The sequence below is a fragment of the Xenorhabdus sp. SGI 60 genome (assembly GCF_056632175.1).
In genome coordinates this window covers 2,974,715-2,992,628 of the sequence record NZ_CP196860.1, presented here as the reverse complement: position 1 = coordinate 2,992,628, position 17,914 = coordinate 2,974,715, and the positions used below count along the sequence as shown (strand labels likewise).

At 44.0% G+C, this 17,914-nt stretch carries 17 protein-coding genes and 1 pseudogene; 7 read left to right on the top strand and 11 right to left on the bottom strand.

The annotated features are described in order from the left end of the window. Positions 1-24 precede the first annotated feature (24 nt). From ACSJJG_RS13925 to ACSJJG_RS13915, 3 genes and pseudogenes are all read right to left on the bottom strand, one after another. A complete protein-coding gene (locus ACSJJG_RS13925) occupies positions 25-588 on the bottom strand; it encodes a YggT family protein (protein WP_481089733.1) in 564 nt (187 codons plus the stop codon). A gap of 32 nt (positions 589-620) precedes the next feature. Then, the gene (proC, locus tag ACSJJG_RS13920) at positions 621-1,442 is read right to left on the bottom strand and encodes a pyrroline-5-carboxylate reductase (protein WP_481089732.1); all 822 of its coding nucleotides are present in this window, start codon (positions 1,440-1,442) and stop codon (positions 621-623) included. 65 nt (positions 1,443-1,507) lie between these two features. After that, positions 1,508-2,201: pseudogene (locus ACSJJG_RS13915) on the bottom strand (YggS family pyridoxal phosphate-dependent enzyme). A gap of 22 nt (positions 2,202-2,223) precedes the next feature. Between ACSJJG_RS13915 and ACSJJG_RS13910 the strand changes: the two are divergent. Continuing rightward, the gene (locus ACSJJG_RS13910) at positions 2,224-3,222 is read left to right on the top strand and encodes a type IV pilus twitching motility protein PilT (protein WP_481089731.1); all 999 of its coding nucleotides are present in this window, start codon (positions 2,224-2,226) and stop codon (positions 3,220-3,222) included. Positions 3,223-3,294: 72 nt separating this feature from the next. Here the strand turns inward: ACSJJG_RS13910 and ruvX are convergent, their stop codons facing one another. The 4 genes from ruvX to rsmE all read right to left on the bottom strand — a co-directional run bounded on the left by ruvX (position 3,295) and on the right by rsmE (position 6,088). Further along, positions 3,295-3,717, bottom strand: coding sequence for a Holliday junction resolvase RuvX (gene ruvX, locus ACSJJG_RS13905; RefSeq protein WP_481089730.1), 423 nt, complete (start codon positions 3,715-3,717; stop codon positions 3,295-3,297). Continuing rightward, positions 3,717-4,280, bottom strand: a complete 564-nt coding sequence (locus tag ACSJJG_RS13900) for a YqgE/AlgH family protein (protein ID WP_481089729.1) — start codon at positions 4,278-4,280, stop codon at positions 3,717-3,719. The genes ruvX and ACSJJG_RS13900 overlap by 1 nt, the downstream gene beginning before the upstream one ends. Positions 4,281-4,387: 107 nt before the next feature. Continuing rightward, on the bottom strand, positions 4,388-5,347 hold the full coding sequence (gene gshB / locus ACSJJG_RS13895) for a glutathione synthase (protein WP_481089728.1): 960 nt from the start codon (positions 5,345-5,347) through the stop codon (positions 4,388-4,390). A gap of 9 nt (positions 5,348-5,356) precedes the next feature. Continuing rightward, a complete protein-coding gene (gene rsmE, locus ACSJJG_RS13890; RefSeq protein ID WP_481089727.1) occupies positions 5,357-6,088 on the bottom strand; it encodes a 16S rRNA (uracil(1498)-N(3))-methyltransferase in 732 nt (243 codons plus the stop codon). A gap of 291 nt (positions 6,089-6,379) precedes the next feature. On the opposite strand from rsmE, the gene ACSJJG_RS13885 reads away from it, so the two are divergent. Beyond that, positions 6,380-6,886, top strand: a complete 507-nt coding sequence (locus ACSJJG_RS13885) for a prepilin peptidase (protein WP_481089726.1) — start codon at positions 6,380-6,382, stop codon at positions 6,884-6,886. Positions 6,887-7,587: 701 nt separating this feature from the next. Here ACSJJG_RS13885 and ACSJJG_RS13880 read toward each other — a convergent pair. Next, positions 7,588-8,472, bottom strand: coding sequence for an MBL fold metallo-hydrolase (locus tag ACSJJG_RS13880; protein ID WP_481089725.1), 885 nt, complete (start codon positions 8,470-8,472; stop codon positions 7,588-7,590). A 141-nt stretch (positions 8,473-8,613) separates the two neighbouring features. Here ACSJJG_RS13880 and ACSJJG_RS13875 point away from each other — a divergent pair, with 141 nt between their 5' ends. Beyond that, a complete protein-coding gene (locus tag ACSJJG_RS13875; protein WP_481089724.1) occupies positions 8,614-9,528 on the top strand; it encodes a LysR family transcriptional regulator in 915 nt (304 codons plus the stop codon). Here the strand turns inward: ACSJJG_RS13875 and ACSJJG_RS13870 are convergent. After that, positions 9,511-10,440 (bottom strand): LysR family transcriptional regulator, encoded by a 930-nt coding sequence (locus ACSJJG_RS13870; RefSeq protein ID WP_481089723.1) that lies wholly within the window; start codon positions 10,438-10,440, stop codon positions 9,511-9,513. The genes ACSJJG_RS13875 and ACSJJG_RS13870 overlap by 18 nt on opposite strands. A 131-nt stretch (positions 10,441-10,571) precedes the next feature. Here ACSJJG_RS13870 and lysA point away from each other — a divergent pair, with 131 nt between their 5' ends. Beyond that, entirely contained in the window at positions 10,572-11,834 is a 1,263-nt protein-coding gene (gene lysA / locus ACSJJG_RS13865) for a diaminopimelate decarboxylase (RefSeq protein WP_481089722.1), read from the top strand. Positions 11,835-11,924: 90 nt separating this feature from the next. Here lysA and fadE read toward each other — a convergent pair whose 3' ends face one another. Further along, the gene (gene fadE / locus ACSJJG_RS13860; protein ID WP_481089721.1) at positions 11,925-14,372 is read right to left on the bottom strand and encodes an acyl-CoA dehydrogenase FadE; all 2,448 of its coding nucleotides are present in this window, start codon (positions 14,370-14,372) and stop codon (positions 11,925-11,927) included. A 253-nt stretch (positions 14,373-14,625) separates the two neighbouring features. Between fadE and lpcA the strand changes: the two genes are divergently transcribed. Both lpcA and ACSJJG_RS13850 read left to right on the top strand, forming a co-directional pair. After that, positions 14,626-15,207, top strand: a complete 582-nt coding sequence (lpcA, locus tag ACSJJG_RS13855; RefSeq protein WP_481089720.1) for a D-sedoheptulose 7-phosphate isomerase — start codon at positions 14,626-14,628, stop codon at positions 15,205-15,207. A gap of 36 nt (positions 15,208-15,243) precedes the next feature. Beyond that, positions 15,244-16,011, top strand: a complete 768-nt coding sequence (locus tag ACSJJG_RS13850) for a class II glutamine amidotransferase (protein WP_481089719.1) — start codon at positions 15,244-15,246, stop codon at positions 16,009-16,011. 145 nt (positions 16,012-16,156) lie between these two features. Here ACSJJG_RS13850 and ACSJJG_RS13845 read toward each other — a convergent pair whose 3' ends face one another. Further along, complete coding sequence (locus ACSJJG_RS13845; RefSeq protein ID WP_481089718.1) at positions 16,157-16,462, bottom strand: hypothetical protein; 306 nt, start codon at positions 16,460-16,462, stop codon at positions 16,157-16,159. A gap of 107 nt (positions 16,463-16,569) precedes the next feature. Here ACSJJG_RS13845 and ACSJJG_RS13840 point away from each other — a divergent pair, with 107 nt between their 5' ends. Next, complete coding sequence (locus tag ACSJJG_RS13840) at positions 16,570-17,913, top strand: Na(+)-translocating NADH-quinone reductase subunit A (RefSeq protein WP_481089717.1); 1,344 nt, start codon at positions 16,570-16,572, stop codon at positions 17,911-17,913. The last annotated feature ends 1 nt before the right edge of the window (position 17,914 follow it).

The window sequence follows — 17,914 nt, the reverse complement described above, 5'->3', positions numbered from 1 at the left end:
TGTGTATCCAATTAATTTATTTAATTAACCTGCAAATATTGAAGCCAGCCATGCCATCACATCGTAACGCAGGGCATTGAGTGCATAGAGAATAAGAATGACAATCATGGCAGAGAAATCAAGACCGCCCATAGAAGGGATGATGCGTCGGATAGGTGCCATTAGTGGTTCAGTTAATTGAAGCAGGACATAATCCACGGGGTTGCGTCCCTGGCTGATCCAGCTTAATAACGCGCGGGCGATCACTAACCAGAATACGAGCTTTCCGGCAGCGGTCAGTAATTCAATCAATCCAAACAAGAATATGGCACCAGAAGGAATGAGAAATTGCCCTGTGGCTAACCATATAGGTAACAAGATCTTGATAAGAATCAGCAGATAGGAGAGAAGCATGGACGCGGTATCAATGGGACCAATGGCAGGAATGAATCTGCGTAATGGGCGTACCACAGGTTGGGTAATTTTAACGATAAATTGTGAGAATGGATTATAAAAATCACAACGTGCCCACTGCATCCAGACACGCAGCAGTAAAACGGCAATATATAAATCCAGAACGGTGAAAAAGACGAAATTTAAGAATTGCATGTAGCAGCCCTGATTGAATTAAACCAATTGAATTAAAATAATTTTTCCATTTCCTGTGCCCGGCGGATGGCTCCTTGCATGGCATTGGACACAATTTCAGGCAGCTTGCCTTCATAAAAAATGCGCAATGCTTCAGCCGTTGTACCGCCTTTAGATGTTACCTGCTCACGCAGGATAGCAAAAGGAAGATCTTTTTGCGTTTCAGCAAGTTTAGCTGAACCCGTGGCTGCTTGCAGGACAAGTTCTCTGGCTGTTTCACTGTCAAATCCCAGACGTTCCGCTTCTTGTTGCATCGATTCCATGAACAGGAAGAAATAAGCAGGGGCACTGCCTGCGATGGCGATGATATCGTTGATACCGTTTTCATCATTTACCCAGCAGACTTTTCCGACACTGCTCATTAGCGATGCTGCAAAGTCGCGATCAGCTTGCCCGATATGCTCAGGCGCAAACAATCCACTCATCCCTTGCCCTACAAGTGAAGGGGTATTTGGCATGATGCGGATAATATTGAGGTTATCTTGCAAGAGCGTATAAAAACGAGGAACGGGAATACCCGCAGCAATAGAAATAACCAGTTTTCCATTGAAATCGACGTGTGAATACAGTGATCCACAAACTTCTGCCATCATTTGCGGTTTAACTGCCAGAACGATGACATTGGCTTCTTGCGCGTAACGAATATTATCGCTCTGACTATTAATGCCATATTCTTTTGCCAGCACATCACGGCGGGCGGTAGTTGGAGAACAGACAGTGATGAACTCAGCGGGATAACCTTTTCTGACTAACCCGGCAATGATGGCATGAGCCATATTTCCTGCGCCAATAAAGGTGATTTTACGATTTTCCATTAGATAATCTCGTCTATTAATCAGTTAATTTCAGGTATTGAATCTGGTGTTTTTCATTTTCTATATTAAGACTTGTACTGACGGACACCGAATATTGCCGTTCCAATCCGAACCAGTGTGGAACCACAAGTAATGGCGGCTTCCATATCATCCGTCATACCCATTGATAGTGTATCAACTTGGGGATATTTCGCTTTTAGCCCAATAAATGCTTGTTCCATTTGGTGAAAAATGGCTATTTGGTGTTTAAAGTTATTTTCCGGTGCAGGTATTGCCATCAAGCCGCGCAATACCATATTAGGTAATCCATTAATAGTTGCAGCCAATTCGGTTAACTCATCCAACAAAATGCCAGATTTGCTCTTTTCTCCACTGATATTAATCTGGATCAGGATATTAAGAGGCGACTTTTTCAGGACGTTGTTCGCTTAAACGTTGGGCGATTTTTACCCTGTCAACGGTATGGCACCAATCAAAATTTTCTGCAACCAGACGACTCTTGTTAGATTGTAATGGGCCAATAAAGTGCCATACTAAATCGTCACGGTTATTAAAGTGTTGGATCTTTTCAACCCCTTCCTGAACGTAATTCTCACCAAATTCTCGCTGGCCATTGGCTATGGCTTCTGTGATGGCATCCACAGGTTTGGTTTTACTGACTGCAAGCAAGGTAATTTCTTCTGGAGAACGTCCGCATTTTTGCGCTGCAAGTGTAATGCGGTTCCTGACATCGTGAAGATTTTGTTCGATATTGTTCATAGTTGACTCAGGAGATAAAAAAATGAATATGGAAAAATGGGTGGCCCTTAGTGTAAAGCATAATGCTTCTGATCTGCATCTTTGTATCGGACAAGTTCCGGTTTTGCGTATCAATGGTGTGTTATACCCACAGAGACAATGCGAGGAAATTCAATCCAATACTCTTATAAAGTGGAGTGAAGAAATATTATCGGATGCGCAGAAACAGCAGTTACATAATCACGGTCATGTCGATTTTGTGGTAACGATGCCAGATAAACAGCGACTCAGGGGAAATTTATTCTATCAACAATCTCATTTATCATTGGTATTGCGATTGATTGAGAATAAATGCCCGACGTTGGAACAACTCTATGCGCCTGACATCATCCAGCATCTTACCTTACAGGAGATGAGTGGATTGATATTAGTGACAGGTGCGACGGGAAGCGGTAAGTCCACTACGTTGTCAGCTATGATTAATGCTTTGAATAGCCATGTTTGTAAGCACATCATCACGCTGGAAGATCCAATCGAATTTGTTCACCAAAGCCGAAACTGTTTGATACAGCAAAGACAGATTGGTAAAGATGTCACGGATTATCAAACCGCACTGAAAGGGGCATTACGCCAGGATCCTGATGTGATCTTGCTGGGAGAATTACGGGATAAAGAGACGATCCGGTTGGCCCTGACCGCGGCTGAAACGGGGCACTTGGTTTTGTCGACGCTGCATACCCGCGGTGCAATTCAGGCGATAGATCGCCTGGTGGATGTTTTTTCCGCAGAAGAAAAAGGTTGGATTTGCAGTCAGTTAGCCGGAAGTTTAAAGGCAGTCATTTCTCAGCAACTGCTGCCTGCTAAAGAGGGGGGCAGGGTGGCTATTTATGAAGTTTTAGTCATTAATCAGGCTGTTAGTCATTTGATAAGGGAAGGCAAGAATCATCAAATAGCATCATTAATGCAGACAGGAGCAAATTGTGGTATGCAAACTTACGAGCAAAGCCGACAACAACGTAATTCGTTGGGATTGCTGGGATAAGCCGTTTGCAGTAACAGCCATGCCTAATGATCAGTATGGCTATTACGGATATGGTTATTATAAGTATTGTTATCACTGATATTGCTGTTCAAACCAGCTTTCCAGAATAATAACCGCGGAAGTGGCATCAACCTTACTTTTATTCAGTGCCTTATAGCCACCGTGATCAAACAGGTGAGAGCGTGCTTCCACGGTGGTCAATCGTTCATCGTGCAGTTCAACTTGTACCCCGAAACGGCCGTGTATGCGATTGGCGAACTTACGGGCTTGTGCGGTGACCAGTTGCTCTGTGCCATCCATATTGAGTGGCAGACCAACAATAACCAGATCGGGCTGCCACTCTTTAAGTAGTTTCCCAATAAGTTCCCAATTGGGGGAACCTTCGTTGGCTTTGAAAGAGATTAATGCTCTGGCGGTGCCTGTGATTTCTTGCCCGATGGCAGCTCCAATACTGCGGGTTCCAAAATCAAAAGCGATGATTGTCCGGTTTTTCATCAGGCGTGCCCTGCTTGTGAGGAGAGATTGTAAATATTAACCCCCAGTAAAGAAGCCGCTTCATGCCAGCGGGTAGTGATAGGGGTATCAAAAATGATGGAAGGTTCAGCGCTGACAGTAAGCCAACTGTTTTCCATAATTTCCCTTTCCAACTGACCCGCTTCCCAGCTTGAATATCCAAGGGTCATCAAAACATTTTTCGGTTGGCGCGATGTGCCCAGAGCTTCCAGCATATCTTTGGATGTGGTGATCATGGTGTGTTCAGAAATCTGAATACTGGAACTGAAACCTGATTGTGGCGTATGCAAAATAAAACCGTGTTCCTCAGACAGAGGGCCACCCGCCATCACTGGCCGATTGAGATTGATCGCACTATCCCTATCCTTAGGGGGGATATCTAATTTTTGTAAGATACTTTGGATAGAAACGTTGGCTATTGGCTTATTGATAATTAAACCCATAGCCCCGTTTTGATCATGCTCGCAGATATAAACTACAGCACGATTGAAATAAGGATCAGAGAGCGAAGGCATGGCAATAAGAAAATGATGCTGTAGATTCATGTGTTTTCTGATAATTATTTTGGCTATGTAAGAATGACTGGCCCACAGTATGTGGGCTCTTATTATAAATGGCAAATATTGTCAGGAAACGAATGTTGTTTGACCTGTTATGCTATCTGTTTTTCCAATCGTTTTTCGATAGCATCCATCAGCATGCCAGTAATGGAGATGTCTGGGAATGCCGCTGCAATTTCACGAACACAAGTTGGGCTGGTTACGTTGATTTCAGTTAAACGGTCACCAATGATATCCAGCCCAACAAAAATTAATCCTTTCTCTTTTAATACCGGAGCAACTGCACGGGCAATGGCCCAATCGCTTTCTGACAATGGGCGTGCTTCTCCACGGCCACCTGCCGCTAGATTACCACGGGTTTCTCCTTGAGCAGGGATACGGGCAAGGCAATAAGGCACAGGTTCACCATCGACAACCAGTACGCGTTTATCTCCATCTTTAATGGCAGGCAGAAAATTTTGTGCCATACAATAACGATTGCCATGTTCAGTCAGTGTTTCAATGATAACGCCGACATTGGTGTCATCTTGTTTCAGACGGAAGATGGAAGCGCCCCCCATACCATCTAAAGGCTTAAAAATAACATCGCCATGTTTTTGGTGGAATTCGCGTAGTTTTTTGGCACTGCGGGTGACTAGCGTATCGGGTGTCCATTCCGGGAACCAGGCCGTAAACAGTTTTTCATTACAATCGCGCAGGCTTTGAGGCTTATTAACGATCAGGCTGCCTTTGATTTCTGCTCTTTCCAGAATATAGGTCGCATAGATGTACTCAGTATCAAAAGGGGGATCTTTGCGCATTAAAATAACTTGCAGAGTATCAAGGGCGATTTCTTGCTCACTGCCAAACTGATACCACTGCTGTGGATTTTCTTCTACTGTGAGCAAACGTGTGCGGGCGCGAGCCTCCCCTTGATGCAGGTAGAGATCATGCATTTCCATATAATGGATTTCCCATCCGCGTTTTTGTGCTTCCAGCAGCATGGCAAAACTAGTGTCTTTCTTGATGTTGATGGATGAAATAGGATCCATCACAATACCGAGCTTGATCATTTTTTCTCCTTAACCCAGATCACCAAAACGTACTTGCAATGCGGTAATTGCGGTAAGTGCCGACGTTTCTGTCCTCAGGACACGAGGCCCTAACAGGATATCAGTAAATTGATATTTTGCCGTCATTTCTATTTCTTCGGCAGACAATCCCCCTTCAGGCCCAATCAGCAGGCGTACTTTTTCCAAAGGAAGTGGGAGGGTATTGATGCTATGGCTGGCGCGGGGATGCAGATTCAATTTCAGGCTGCCATCGTTTTCTGCACACCAGGTTTCAAGTGGTATAACGGGGCGGATTTCAGGGATTCGGTTACGTCCGCACTGTTCACAGGCAGAAATGGCAATTTTTTTCCATTGTTGTAATTTCTTATCCAACCTTTCTGTATCCAGTTTTACACCACAGCGTTCAGACAGGAGCGGAGTAATCGTGTTGACACCTAATTCAACGGATTTTTGGATTGTAAATTCCATTTTTTCACCACGAGACATGACCTGCCCCAGATGCAGGTTCAGTGGTGATTCATGATCAGACAATTTGCCATCAAGGATAGACACTTTAACTGTTTTTTTACTGGCTTCCGCGATGATTGCATCAAAAACCTGATTACTGCCATCAAAGAGTTGCAATGCCTGCCCGTTACTCATTCTAAGCACGCGACCAACGTGATTGGCAGCATCGTCACTCAAATAAATTTCCGCTCCTGTTGAGAGCAGTTCAGGGTGATAGATGCGGGGTATTCGCATATTCTTCTTTCCTTCTTTATTTCCGGGTTCTTCCGGTATGGCGCAAACAGCCATATGACAAAATTGATTCATTGCCATGATAAATGAGCGCTGTTTGCGTGATCAAGTTATCTCTTGGCTTAAGGAATACAAGATATCTCCTTGCGAGCTGGTTCGCATATTTATTTTATAATTGCTTTTTTAGCTAAATTTTTATTGCCAATAACCGGAATGAAAAATTAATATTCATCTTGTCCTGATTGATGTCAGGAAATTAAGGAAAGAAGACGGTAACAAGGATGTTATTTATAAATGGATTTTAATTTATTACAGGTGAGAAAAAGGAAGGGTTCTATTTTAATTAACGTAGATCATATAATAGTTATGTTTTTCTGTAGTACCTTATTGTTATTGGCCGTTATCGATATTAAAACGTATTGCTTGCCAGATATTATCACTCTTCCTTTATTATGGTTTGGGCTTTTGGTTAATATTGATGGTAATTTGGTTTCAATAAAGAGTGCAATATATGGCGCCATATCAGGGTATCTTTTTTTGTGGTTTTTGTATTGGTTATGTCGATATATCTTAAATAAGGAGGGAATAGGTTATGGTGATCTTAAATTAACCGCGGCGATCGGTGCTTGGTTGGGTGTGGAAATGATACCAATATTGATGCTGATGGCTTCATTATTTGGAGTGCTTGGGTTTGTAATAATTGGAGTGAAAAGAAAATCGTTTCCTGAATTTATCGCATTTGGGCCTTATTTATGTTTATCCGCGATAGTATTACTGGGGTATGGTATTGGCAGAGTATAGTATTCATCTGCAAAGTGGGACAATAGATAAAAAGTGGCGGAGAGAACAGGAGCCTAACCTACGGTACGCATTCTGTAAATGCTAGATGTTAAAAGCATCTAGTTGTTTTAAGCTGCTTTTCTGCATATGCCAGACGTTGGAAGCATCTGGTTAGCTTGAGCAGCGCATCCTGCGTACATTAGACGTTAAAAGCATCTAGTTGGTTTAGGCTATTATCCTGTATGCGCTAGACGTTGGAAGCATCTAGTTGGCTTAAGCTGCTTGCCCTGCATATTCTAGACGTTGGAAGCATCTAGTTAGCTTTAGGTTGCTGGCTTATCTCTCCGCTGATTGCAAATTTAAAAAAAATGAGATTTTTATTCAAGCTGATTTATTGGATTATGGACTATTGATCACAACTTAAGTTTATTAGTTATTTCAAATTATAAAAAGGCGTTAAATATCACATCAATCAAAAAGGAATTATGTTTATTTAATAAGTTTTTTTCATTTTTAAAGTTAATGCATTATCGGTTTTTATATGGGGGTGAATATAAAGTATTAAAATGGATTTTGATACTGGTTTTATTAATAATGGGGCTGAGGTTTTGTTTTTTTAGTTGGCGTTTTTGATACGTTAAAATTAAAAGGGGCATTAAGGTAATATTTCAAATATTGTTATACGGGCGCTACTATCCGCAACGCCCGTGATGATGTTTAACTTACTGAGGCCACTTCATTTCGCCTTTTAATACTTTGGCACTTAGCTCAAGACTCGATTCATCAGCCAGATCTGGATAGTGTTTCTTCATAGCTGCAATCAGCGCATTGGAATCTTTTGCTTTCGGTAACTCTTTTTCCAATGTAGTCAGGTAATTTTGGGTAAAAGTCACTGAATCCAACGTCATTGATGAATCCCCCAGATAGTGGCCTGGTACAACAGTTTTAGGTTGCAGGCTCTTGATGTGATCCAATGTTTGTTGCCAATGCTGGCGTGACGCTTTGGTCTGGGTATCCGCAATCCATACATGGATATTGTCAGAAACAGTCACACCACCAACAACGGCTTTTAATTTAGGAACCCAGACAAAAGTACGATCTGCAGCCGGGCCATCTAAACCTTCAATAATCAGTTTTTCACCATCAACAGTGAAGGAATTTCCTTTTAGTGGCTCTGGTACGACGATCTTTTTGGGTGCCTGGTCTGCAAGAATTCCACCCCAATAAGCCAGCTTGCCATCTTTGGTTTCATTGATTGCTTTGATGGTTTCTGGTGATGCGATAACTTTGGTGTCAGGGAAAGCTTCGGTGATCACATCAAGGCCAAAATAAAAATCAGGATCGGATTGGCTGATATAGATCGTTGTCAACTTTTTACCTGTTTGCTGGATCATTTTTACCAGCTCTTGTGCATCATTTTTCTTAAATTGGGCATCGATCAGGACCACTTCATGATCACCACTGATAATTTCAGAAGAAACAGGGAAAACACCTCTTTCACCTGGATTGTAGATATCCAATTTCAGATCGGTTGCTTGAGCCAGTGAGGCTATCCCCAAGGAGAGTGTCGCTGCCAGAGCGATGTTTAATGTTGTTTTGCGAGCCATCGTCGAATTCCTATAGCAAAAAGCTTGTGAGCTTGAATGGTATGTATGATAAGTTGCATATTCCGATTTAAAAACCCCATAACCAGCAACTATTTGTTGCATAAATCGAGCAAATTAGGGCGAAAAATAGGTTGGCCGAAAATGGATAGGATCACCGCAGCACAAGTGTTTGTTACGATTGTTGAGCAGGGAAGCCTCATCGCGGCAGCAGAACGGTTGGATATGTCGAGGGCAATGGTATCGCGATATTTGGCTGAAATGGAAAAATGGGCAGGTATTCGCTTATTGCATCGTACAACACGTAAAATTAGCCTGACTTCGGCAGGTGAAAGTGCTTATCAGCGTAGCCTTAAGTTAATGGAATTAGCAGAAGGAATGCCTGCGCAGCAATCTTTGGAAGCACAAACCTTGAAGGGATTGTTGCGAGTGAGTTGTTCCCAATCATTGGGCATTAGTGCGCTGGCAGTTGCCATTCCTGAATTTATGCGGATATATCCGCACATTGCCGTCAATTTGCAAATGGATAATAAAGTTGTCAATTTGATAGAAGAACGCATTGATTTGGCAATCCGTATTACCAATAATCTGGAGCCAAATCTAATCGCGCGCCCATTATCAACTTGCCATTCCATCGTTTGTGCTGCGCCGTCTTATTTAGCGGAAAAATCTATTCCCAACAACCCTATGGATTTAACATCACATAATTGCCTGACCTATAACTTTTTCGGCAAAAGTTTGTGGGTATTTAAAAAACAGCATGAGCACTGTTCAGTTCCTGTCAGTGGTACGTTAAGTGCCAATGAATCGACCGTATTGATGGAAGCTGCTTTGCAGGGAGCAGGAATTGCAATGCAGCCTTACTATTCAGTTTCTTCTTATTTGATGTCAGGGCAGTTAGTTGAGCTGCTGCCTGATTACCAACCTCAAGCAATGGGGATCTATGGCATTTATGCCAGCCGCCAGAATATGCCAGCGACTTTGCGTGCACTGTTGGATTTTCTGGTGAATTGGTTTGCGATATCACCTCATTGGCAGCAATTAATGTTGAAACGCTAATGTCAATTTTTCGGCAAATAGAGCAACCTGTTGTTTTAAATATGTAATGAAAGCCTCTACGGACTCTGAGGAGGGGCGATGGATGGGTTTGATTAAACTGACTGTGAATGGAATGTCGATACTGAATGGCCGAATGCAAATTTTGGCGCTGTTATCTAAATAATCCAATGCAGTTAGCGGGTTTACGATAGACACTCCAATGCCTTCGTTAATCATGGCGCAAATTGAGGCTGCGCTATGGGTTTCCATCACCATCTTGCGATTGATTTGATGCTCAGTAAAAATGGTATCAATCAGTTGCCTGTAATTGTCTGTGATCGAAAGACTGATAAATTTTTGATTGTGAAAATCTGCTGGCGTCAGTTGTGATTTTTGACCGAGCGGATGATTAATGGGTAAAACACAAACTTCATTTAAGGTTATCAACGTTTCTCGCTCAGTACCTGCTGGCGTCTGTAAATGTTCGGTTAAGCCAATATCATGGCGCTGTGCTGAAAGCCATTCTTCCAAAAGGGGAGATTCTTGTGGAATGATGGTCAGCCTGGCTTCGGGATAGTGTTCAATAAAACTGCAACAGGCTTTTGGCAGCAGAGATTGGGAGAACATTGGCAGGCAGGCGATGGATAACTGCGCCTGTTCAAATTGTCGGATACTGTCAGCCGCATTGATTATTCTTTCCAGCCCATAATAAGAGCGTTGCACTTCTTCGAAGAACCGTAATCCTTGCGCGGTGGGAAACAAGCGCCCTTTGATTCGATCAAACAATTTAAGTTTCAGTAATTGTTCAAGGCGTGCAAGTTCACGGCTGACCGTGGGTTGGGATGTTTTCAGTAATAATGCTGCATCAGTCAGGTTTTTGGTGGTCATTACAGCATGAAAAATTTCAATGTGTCGCCATGAGCAGGAGTGCATATATCGCTCTCTTTGATTGAAAAGTGGCCAAAAGGATATCAAAAATGAATAGACTATAGCTAAATGGATATTTTTTTCCTGTCCTATTATTGTCAATAATGAGGAATCGGCTGATTTTGTGAGACACTTCAATGACTATATCGACCTTGCCTCATGACTTAAGGAAACATTTTACCCCTGAAAATCTGCTTCGTTTACCTGCTCAGTATGGAACACCATTGTGGGTTTATGATGGCGATAGCATCATCAAACAAATTAAAAAATTAAAACAGTTTGATGTCATTCGGTTTGCACAGAAAGCGTGTTCCAATACCCATATTTTACGCTTGATGAAAGAGCAGAGCGTGAAAGTTGATGCAGTGTCATTGGGTGAAATCGAGCGGGCGCTTTATGCAGGTTTTAAACCTGGGCGTGAGAAAGCAGAAATTGTATTCACAGCGGATGTGATTGATGAGGCAACATTGTCGCGTGTCATTGAGCTGGATATTCCGGTCAATGCCGGTTCTATTGATATGTTGGCACAAATTGGTGAACGTCAGTCTGGTCATCCGGTTTGGCTGCGCATCAACCCCGGATTTGGGCATGGGCATAGCCAAAAGACCAATACTGGCGGCGAAAACAGCAAACATGGGATCTGGTTTCAGGATCTCCCTCTGGCAATTGAAAAAATTCATCAATATGGTTTGCAGTTAGTCGGGTTGCATATGCACATTGGTTCAGGAGTAGATTATCAGCATCTTTCCAATGTCTGTAATGCTATGGTGGAGCAGGTCATGTTATGCGGGGAAGATATTCAAGCCATCTCCGCAGGCGGTGGCTTATCAATTCCTTATAAGGACGGTGAAGAGTCAGTCGATACCGAACATTATTACAGCTTGTGGCATGAAGCTCGCCAACGTATTGAGCAGCATCTGGGGCATCACGTTGGGTTAGAAATCGAACCTGGTCGTTTTCTGGTTGCTGAGGCAGGGATCTTGCTGGCGGAAGTACGGGCGGTTAAATCTATGGGCAATCGGCATTATGTGCTGGTGGATGCGGGTTTTAATGACTTAATGCGTCCGGCGATGTATGGCAGTTATCACCCTATTTCTGTATTGCCGATAAACGCGCTGCCGGAAACCACATTGGCAGAAACCATTGTCGCGGGGCCGTTATGTGAGTCTGGTGATGTGTTCACTCAGTTGGAAGGCGGAGAAGTTATATCACGTATGTTGCCTCGTGTTAGTGTCGGAGATTATCTGATTTTTCACCATACCGGCGCTTACGGTGCCTCTATGTCTTCAAATTATAATAGTCGCCCTTTGATCCCGGAAATTTTGTTTACCGAGGGGGAGGTGCGTTTGATCCGTCGTCGCCAGACCATCAACGAGTTGTTATTGCTGGAAACCATTTAAATAAAAACGGGGTTCGGCCCCGTTGTCCCATAGTTGATGCTGCCCGTTTCTTAGTCCCATATTTGCATTAATCAGATTTTCTGGTCAGCATCATGCGGCTTTATCTTGACGCTGACTTTCAGGCTTTTTTGCTGGATTGGGTACAGCGAATGCATTTGGCTCAAATTCATCGACATTGATTGAACGCAGCCGACTGCTTTCAGCACGTTTCAGGATCTCTGCTTCTTCCTGAGTGATTTTGTTCTCAGCCAGTGCCTGTTCAGCTAATTTATCCAAACGGGTGAAACTTAGATGTTTGCCTGCTTCGCGGCTCAAGCGAGCATGGATAGGCTCTGCGGCGATGATATCGTGCAATGCTTCTTCCAGTAACCCGTGGGGGTTATGTTCGCTGGGCGTCAGATATTGCCCACGTCCAATCCGGCTACGGGTTGCAGAAGGAGTCTGTAATATCTGGGCCAGTTTGTGATCCAATTTATCAGATGGAGCGGTATGTACACGTCCCAATGGGAAGACGATTACACGCATTAAACCTGCAACCAAACGGTTTGGGAAGTTGCGCAGTAACTCATTCATGGCCTGTTCAGCTTGATTCAGGCTATCTTCTACTGCCCATTGTACCAATGGTAAATCTTCTTTTTGGCGCCCTTCGTCTTCATAGCGTTTCAACGCGGCTGAAGCCAGGAAGATTTGGCTCAGAATGTCACCCAGACGAGCTGAAATGCGTTCACGGCGTTTCAGACTGCCTCCCAATACGCCCATTGAAACATCAGAGAGCAGGGCAAGGTTGGCACTTAAGCGGTTGATCTGCTGGTAGTAACGGCGAGTAGCATCATTGACTGGCGAATGACTGCTTCTGCCTTTGGTAATACCAAGCCACAGGCTGCGCAAAGTGTTGCTGGCAACATGGCCTAAGTGACCAAACAGAGCCTTGTCAAAGTGTTTCACATTGTTGTTTTCTGCTGCGGCGATTTCAGCCAGTATATAAGGATGGCAGCGGATTGCCCCTTGACCAAAGATGATCATGCTACGGGTCAGGATATTCGCACCTTCAACGGTAATAGCAATGGGTGAACCCTGATAACCGCGGGCAAGGAAGTTAGATGGCCCAAGACAGATGCCTTTGCCGCCAGCGATATCCATGGCATCAATGATGGAACGTTGGCCTCTGTGCGTACAATGGTATTTCACGATAGCAGACAGAACGGAAGGTTTTTCGCCCAACATGATACCGCCGGTGATCATGGTTGCAGCCGCATCCATCAGGTAAGCGTTACCTGCGATACGTGCCAGTGGCTCTTCAATACCTTCCATTTTACCGATAGGCAACTTGAATTGACGGCGAATATAGGAATAAGCCCCGATTGCCATCGTTGCACTTTTTAACCCTCCGGTTGCGTTGGATGGCAGAGTAATACCACGACCAACAGACAGACATTCGACCAGCATACGCCAGCCCTGACCTGCCATTTTTGGCCCGCCAATGATGTAATCGATAGGAACGAAAATATCTTTACCGCGGGTTGGACCATTCTGGAATGGGATATTGAGCGGGAAATGGCGGTGACCAATTTCCACTCCTGGCGTACTGGTTGGGATCAGAGCACAGGTAATGCCCAATGATTCAGTATCACCCAGCAGATGATCAGGATCATACAGTTTAAATGCTAATCCCAGCACGGTCGCGATAGGGGCAAGAGTAATGTAACGCTTATTCCAGTTCAGACGCATACCAAGCACTTGCTCGCCTTGCCATTCTCCCATACAGACAACACCAGTATCAGGAATAGCTCCGGCATCTGAACCGGCTTCTGGGCTGGTCAAAGCAAAGCAGGGAATTTCTTCACCGCGAGCCAGACCGGGCAAGTAACGTTTTTTCTGTTCGTCTGTGCCGTAGTGTTGCAGCAATTCACCTGGCCCCAGGGAGTTGGGTACACCAACAGTAATTGCCAGAATACCCGATACGCCGGCCAGTTTTTGCAATACCTGAGACTGAGCGTAAGCGGAAAATTCCAGACCCCCATATTCTTTCTTGATGATCATGGCAAAGAAACGGTGTTCTTTCAGGTAGGCCCAAAGCTCTGGGGGTAAGTCAGCCAGTTCATGGGTGATTTGGAAATCATTTGCCATGCGGCAGGCTTCTTCTACCGGACCATCAATAAATGCCTGTTCTTCAGCAGTTAATTGCGGTTTTGGATAGTTATGCAATTTTTGCCAGTCAGGGCTACCACGGAATAGATCGCCTTCCCACCATGTGGTTCCTGCATCAATGGCTTCTTTCTCCGTTTTGGACATGCTTGGCATAACTTTACGGAAAGCTTTTAGGCCGGGCGCAGAGAATAAAGAGATACGTACTGGTGTAAAGACCAGCGGGAACAGGACGATAGCGAGTGGTAACAGCAGCCAGTAACTCCAAAGACCGGTTATGCCCATAACGAATGTATAGGCAACAAGCAGTAAGCTACTGAGCGTTAAGCTGACTTTGTGGTAACAAAGCCCGCCAATCAAGACTAAAAATAAGATAATGCTGAAAGCGGTCATAGTAAAACTCCTGTAAATCTCAGGTTGAGTTGTCAGAGGTCTGACCTGTTTGGATGTTCTTCTTTTTTAGATGAGGAAAGTGTATTTATCAATACATTTACATCTTAATTACAATCCAGCTCACAAAGTCGAGTTAGTTTTGCAAACGATAATTCTTTCGAGATGTGATGATATCTTCTTTCAGATGGGGGAATCCGTTACACTTGTTGACTGACATTATTAATCCCGAAGACTTTTCAGGAGTATGAGTTCCATGTATCAAGAACTGATTCGCAGTGAATTATCCGAAGCCGCAGATACGTTGGCTAATTTCCTCAATGATGATGCAAATATCGACGCCATTCAAAAAGCTGCGGTTTTGCTGGCTGATTCATTCAAGGCCGGAGGAAAAGTGCTTTCCTGTGGTAATGGTGGTTCGCATTGTGATGCTATGCATTTTGCGGAAGAATTGACCGGCCGCTACCGTGAAAATCGTCCGGGATATCCGGCCATTGCGATTTCTGATCCCAGCCACTTATCTTGCGTGAGTAATGACTTTGGTTATGACTATGTATTTTCCCGCTATGTTGAAGCTGTCGGTCAAAAAGGTGATGTACTGCTGGGCATTTCAACTTCTGGAAACTCCGGTAATATCATTAAAGCCGTTGAGGCAGCCCGCGCTAAGGGCATGAAAATCATTACGCTGACTGGCAAAGATGGCGGAAAAATGGCAGGAACGGCAGATGTTGAAATTCGGGTGCCACATTTTGGTTATGCAGATCGTATTCAGGAAATTCACATCAAAGTCATTCACATCTTGATTCAATTGATTGAAAAAGAAATGGTAAAAGCCTGATTGCTTTTTATTAGGAATCGGCGTTAGGGGTAGGTGATGTGTGAATTACTTGGCATGAGTGCCAACGTGCCAACAGATATTGTTTTCAGTCTGAGTGGCTTAATTCAGCGTGGTGGGCATACCGGTCCGCATAAAGACGGTTGGGGCGTTACCTTTTATGAGGGATTGGGATACCGGACATTTAAAGATCACCAATCCAGTTGCCATTCACCTGTAGCTCGATTTGTACAAGGCTATCCAATCAAATCGGAAGTGATTGTTGCCCATATTCGTCAGGCAAACAGTGGTCATGTTTCCCTGGCCAATACTCATCCATTTACCCGTGAACTGTGGGGAAGATATTGGACTTATGCCCATAATGGTCAGCTTAAGGGATACAGTAAGCTGAAAACGGGTAGTTACCGTCCGGTGGGTGAGACAGACAGTGAATGGGCATTTTGCTGGATATTACATCAATTATCGTTGAAATATCCCAAGCGACCTTCCAATTGGCCTGCGGTATTTAAATTTATTGCTTCCCTGGCGGATCACCTGAGAAAGAAAGGTGTTTTCAATATGCTGTTGTCAGACGGACAGTTTGTCATGGCTTACTGTTCGACTCAATTGCATTGGATTACTCGTCGTGCCCCTTTCGGCAGGGCTAAATTACTTGATCAGGATGTTGAAATCGATTTCCAGCAGCACACCCAGCCAGGGGATGTCGTATCCGTGATTGCCACCCAACCTTTAACCGGAAATGAAGTTTGGCACCGTATTGAATCAGGTGATTATGTGCTTTTTCATCTTGGAGAGAGGATAATTTGATTTTCTGTTCCAAAAGGGTGATTGGTTTTCTGGTTTTACATTAATGACATATTGCCCGTCTATTACGTTAACTGTGGCAGGGATACTATTTTGGACGAAATACGCATAGGCGGGCTGTCATTGTTTCCAAAACACGTCATTGTCGTTATTTTGGTGCCGCTTCCATTAAATTCCTGCCGGAATATCCTTTTGATTTATCGAACTCATTGGGAAGACTCAAATTAACGGCGCGATAATTAATTTTTGATTGAAAATTGCCCTGACGTAGAGAAAAGTGATAAAAACATTCGTCTTTATCGAATGGTTGACGGTTTAGCAGAGAAATTATTTTTATTTGCTTGAACTGTGTCACTTGATTAATCAGACAGTCAGTGGGGGAGGTGTTAGAATTACCCCGGCGAAAATTAAGAGAAACTTTGTAACGATTATCGGAGTGAATAACTTGAGACATATATTGCTCAAGGTTTTTTGTATTACTAGAGTCGCTGCATTACCTCACGGGAATACCGCAAGGTAATCTGTAGTATATGATTTAACTGATAAACTTGTGCAAATCTTATGATTAAAATTAAAAAAGGACTCGACCTCCCGATAGCAGGAGCGCCTGCCCAAGTTATAGAAGATGGTCCAACAATTCGCCATGTTGCTTTACTGGGTGAAGAATATGTTGGAATGCGTCCTTCTATGCTGGTTAAGGAAGGTGAGCATGTCAAAAAAGGGCAAATTCTTTTTGAAGATAAGAAGAATCCAGGGGTTGTTTTCACGAGTCCCGCAAGCGGGAAAGTTGTCACCATTGGACGTGGTGAACGTCGTGTCTTGCAATCTGTTGTTATTGAAGTAAGTGGCGATGAGAAAGTCACATTCGATCGCTATGAGCGTGCTGAACTTGCTGGTCTGAGCCGTGAACAAGTAGAGAAAAATCTGCTGGCGTCAGGATTGTGGACAGCGTTGCGTACACGTCCTTTCAGCCGTACCCCTGTCTCCGGTTCCACACCAAAGGCAATCTTCGTCACGGCAATGGATACCCAGCCACTGGCTGCTGATCCACTCGTCGTTATCGCAACTCAGGAAGAGGCTTTTGTTGATGGCCTGAATATTCTGTCAAAATTGACGGAGGGGAAAGTCCACGTTTGTTACGGCGCTGGAAATATTCCAACCGTGGGAAATCATGCTCAAATCACCTATAACCAGTTTACTGGCCCACACCCAGCCGGTTTGGTGGGGACTCACATTCATTTTATTGAACCTGTTAGTGCCCAAAAAATGGTTTGGCATCTGGGTTATCAGGATGTTATTGCTATCGGTAAACTGTTTACCACGGGGGAGCTTTACACTGATCGTGTGGTGTCTCTGGCGGGACCACAGGTCAAATCGCCACGCTTGGTACGTACTCGGTTGGGCGCTGATTTGCGGGAATTGACGCAAAATCAGTTGCAAGAGGGTGAAAACCGTATTGTTTCTGGTTCCGTACTGTGTGGTACAAAATCAGATGACATTTGTCATTATCTTGGCCGCTTCCATACGTTGGTTTCTGTACTTGCTGAAGGTCGGGAAAAAGAGCTGTTTGGTTGGATCGCGCCAGGCGCTAATAAGTTCTCGATTACCCGCACCACAATCGGCCATTTCCTGAAAAAGAAACGTTTTGCTTTCTCAACCACAACAAACGGTGGGGAACGTTCTATGGTGCCAATTGGCAACTATGAGCGTGTTATGCCACTGGATATCATGGCAACTCACCTACTGCGTGACTTGCTTGCAGGTGATTCTGATAGCGCTCAGGCGCTGGGTTGTCTGGAGCTGGATGAAGAAGATTTGGCATTGTGTACCTATGTTTGCCCAGGCAAATATGAGTACGGTCCAGTACTGCGTGAAGTGCTGACGAAGATTGAGCTGGAAGGGTAAT

Bases quoted from the DNA above. Each gene is read 5' to 3' on its own strand.
- ACSJJG_RS13880 (WP_481089725.1), bottom strand. From the start codon at position 8,472: ATGGCTCGCAAAACAACATTAAACATCGCTCTGGCAGCGACACTCTCC.
- ACSJJG_RS13845 (WP_481089718.1), bottom strand. From the start codon at position 16,462: ATGTCTCAAGTTATTCACTCCGATAATCGTTACAAAGTTTCTCTTAAT.
- ACSJJG_RS13875 (WP_481089724.1), top strand. From the start codon at position 8,614: ATGGATAGGATCACCGCAGCACAAGTGTTTGTTACGATTGTTGAGCAG.
- lysA (WP_481089722.1), top strand. From the start codon at position 10,572: ATGACTATATCGACCTTGCCTCATGACTTAAGGAAACATTTTACCCCT.
- ACSJJG_RS13910 (WP_481089731.1), top strand. From the start codon at position 2,224: ATGAATATGGAAAAATGGGTGGCCCTTAGTGTAAAGCATAATGCTTCT.
- lpcA (WP_481089720.1), top strand. From the start codon at position 14,626: ATGTATCAAGAACTGATTCGCAGTGAATTATCCGAAGCCGCAGATACG.
- ruvX (WP_481089730.1), bottom strand. From the start codon at position 3,717: ATGAAAAACCGGACAATCATCGCTTTTGATTTTGGAACCCGCAGTATT.
- gshB (WP_481089728.1), bottom strand. From the start codon at position 5,347: ATGATCAAGCTCGGTATTGTGATGGATCCTATTTCATCCATCAACATC.
- rsmE (WP_481089727.1), bottom strand. From the start codon at position 6,088: ATGCGAATACCCCGCATCTATCACCCTGAACTGCTCTCAACAGGAGCG.
- ACSJJG_RS13925 (WP_481089733.1), bottom strand. From the start codon at position 588: ATGCAATTCTTAAATTTCGTCTTTTTCACCGTTCTGGATTTATATATT.
- fadE (WP_481089721.1), bottom strand. From the start codon at position 14,372: ATGACCGCTTTCAGCATTATCTTATTTTTAGTCTTGATTGGCGGGCTT.
- ACSJJG_RS13840 (WP_481089717.1), top strand. From the start codon at position 16,570: ATGATTAAAATTAAAAAAGGACTCGACCTCCCGATAGCAGGAGCGCCT.
- ACSJJG_RS13850 (WP_481089719.1), top strand. From the start codon at position 15,244: ATGTGTGAATTACTTGGCATGAGTGCCAACGTGCCAACAGATATTGTT.
- ACSJJG_RS13900 (WP_481089729.1), bottom strand. From the start codon at position 4,280: ATGAATCTACAGCATCATTTTCTTATTGCCATGCCTTCGCTCTCTGAT.
- proC (WP_481089732.1), bottom strand. From the start codon at position 1,442: ATGGAAAATCGTAAAATCACCTTTATTGGCGCAGGAAATATGGCTCAT.
- ACSJJG_RS13870 (WP_481089723.1), bottom strand. From the start codon at position 10,440: ATGCACTCCTGCTCATGGCGACACATTGAAATTTTTCATGCTGTAATG.
- ACSJJG_RS13885 (WP_481089726.1), top strand. From the start codon at position 6,380: ATGGATTTTAATTTATTACAGGTGAGAAAAAGGAAGGGTTCTATTTTA.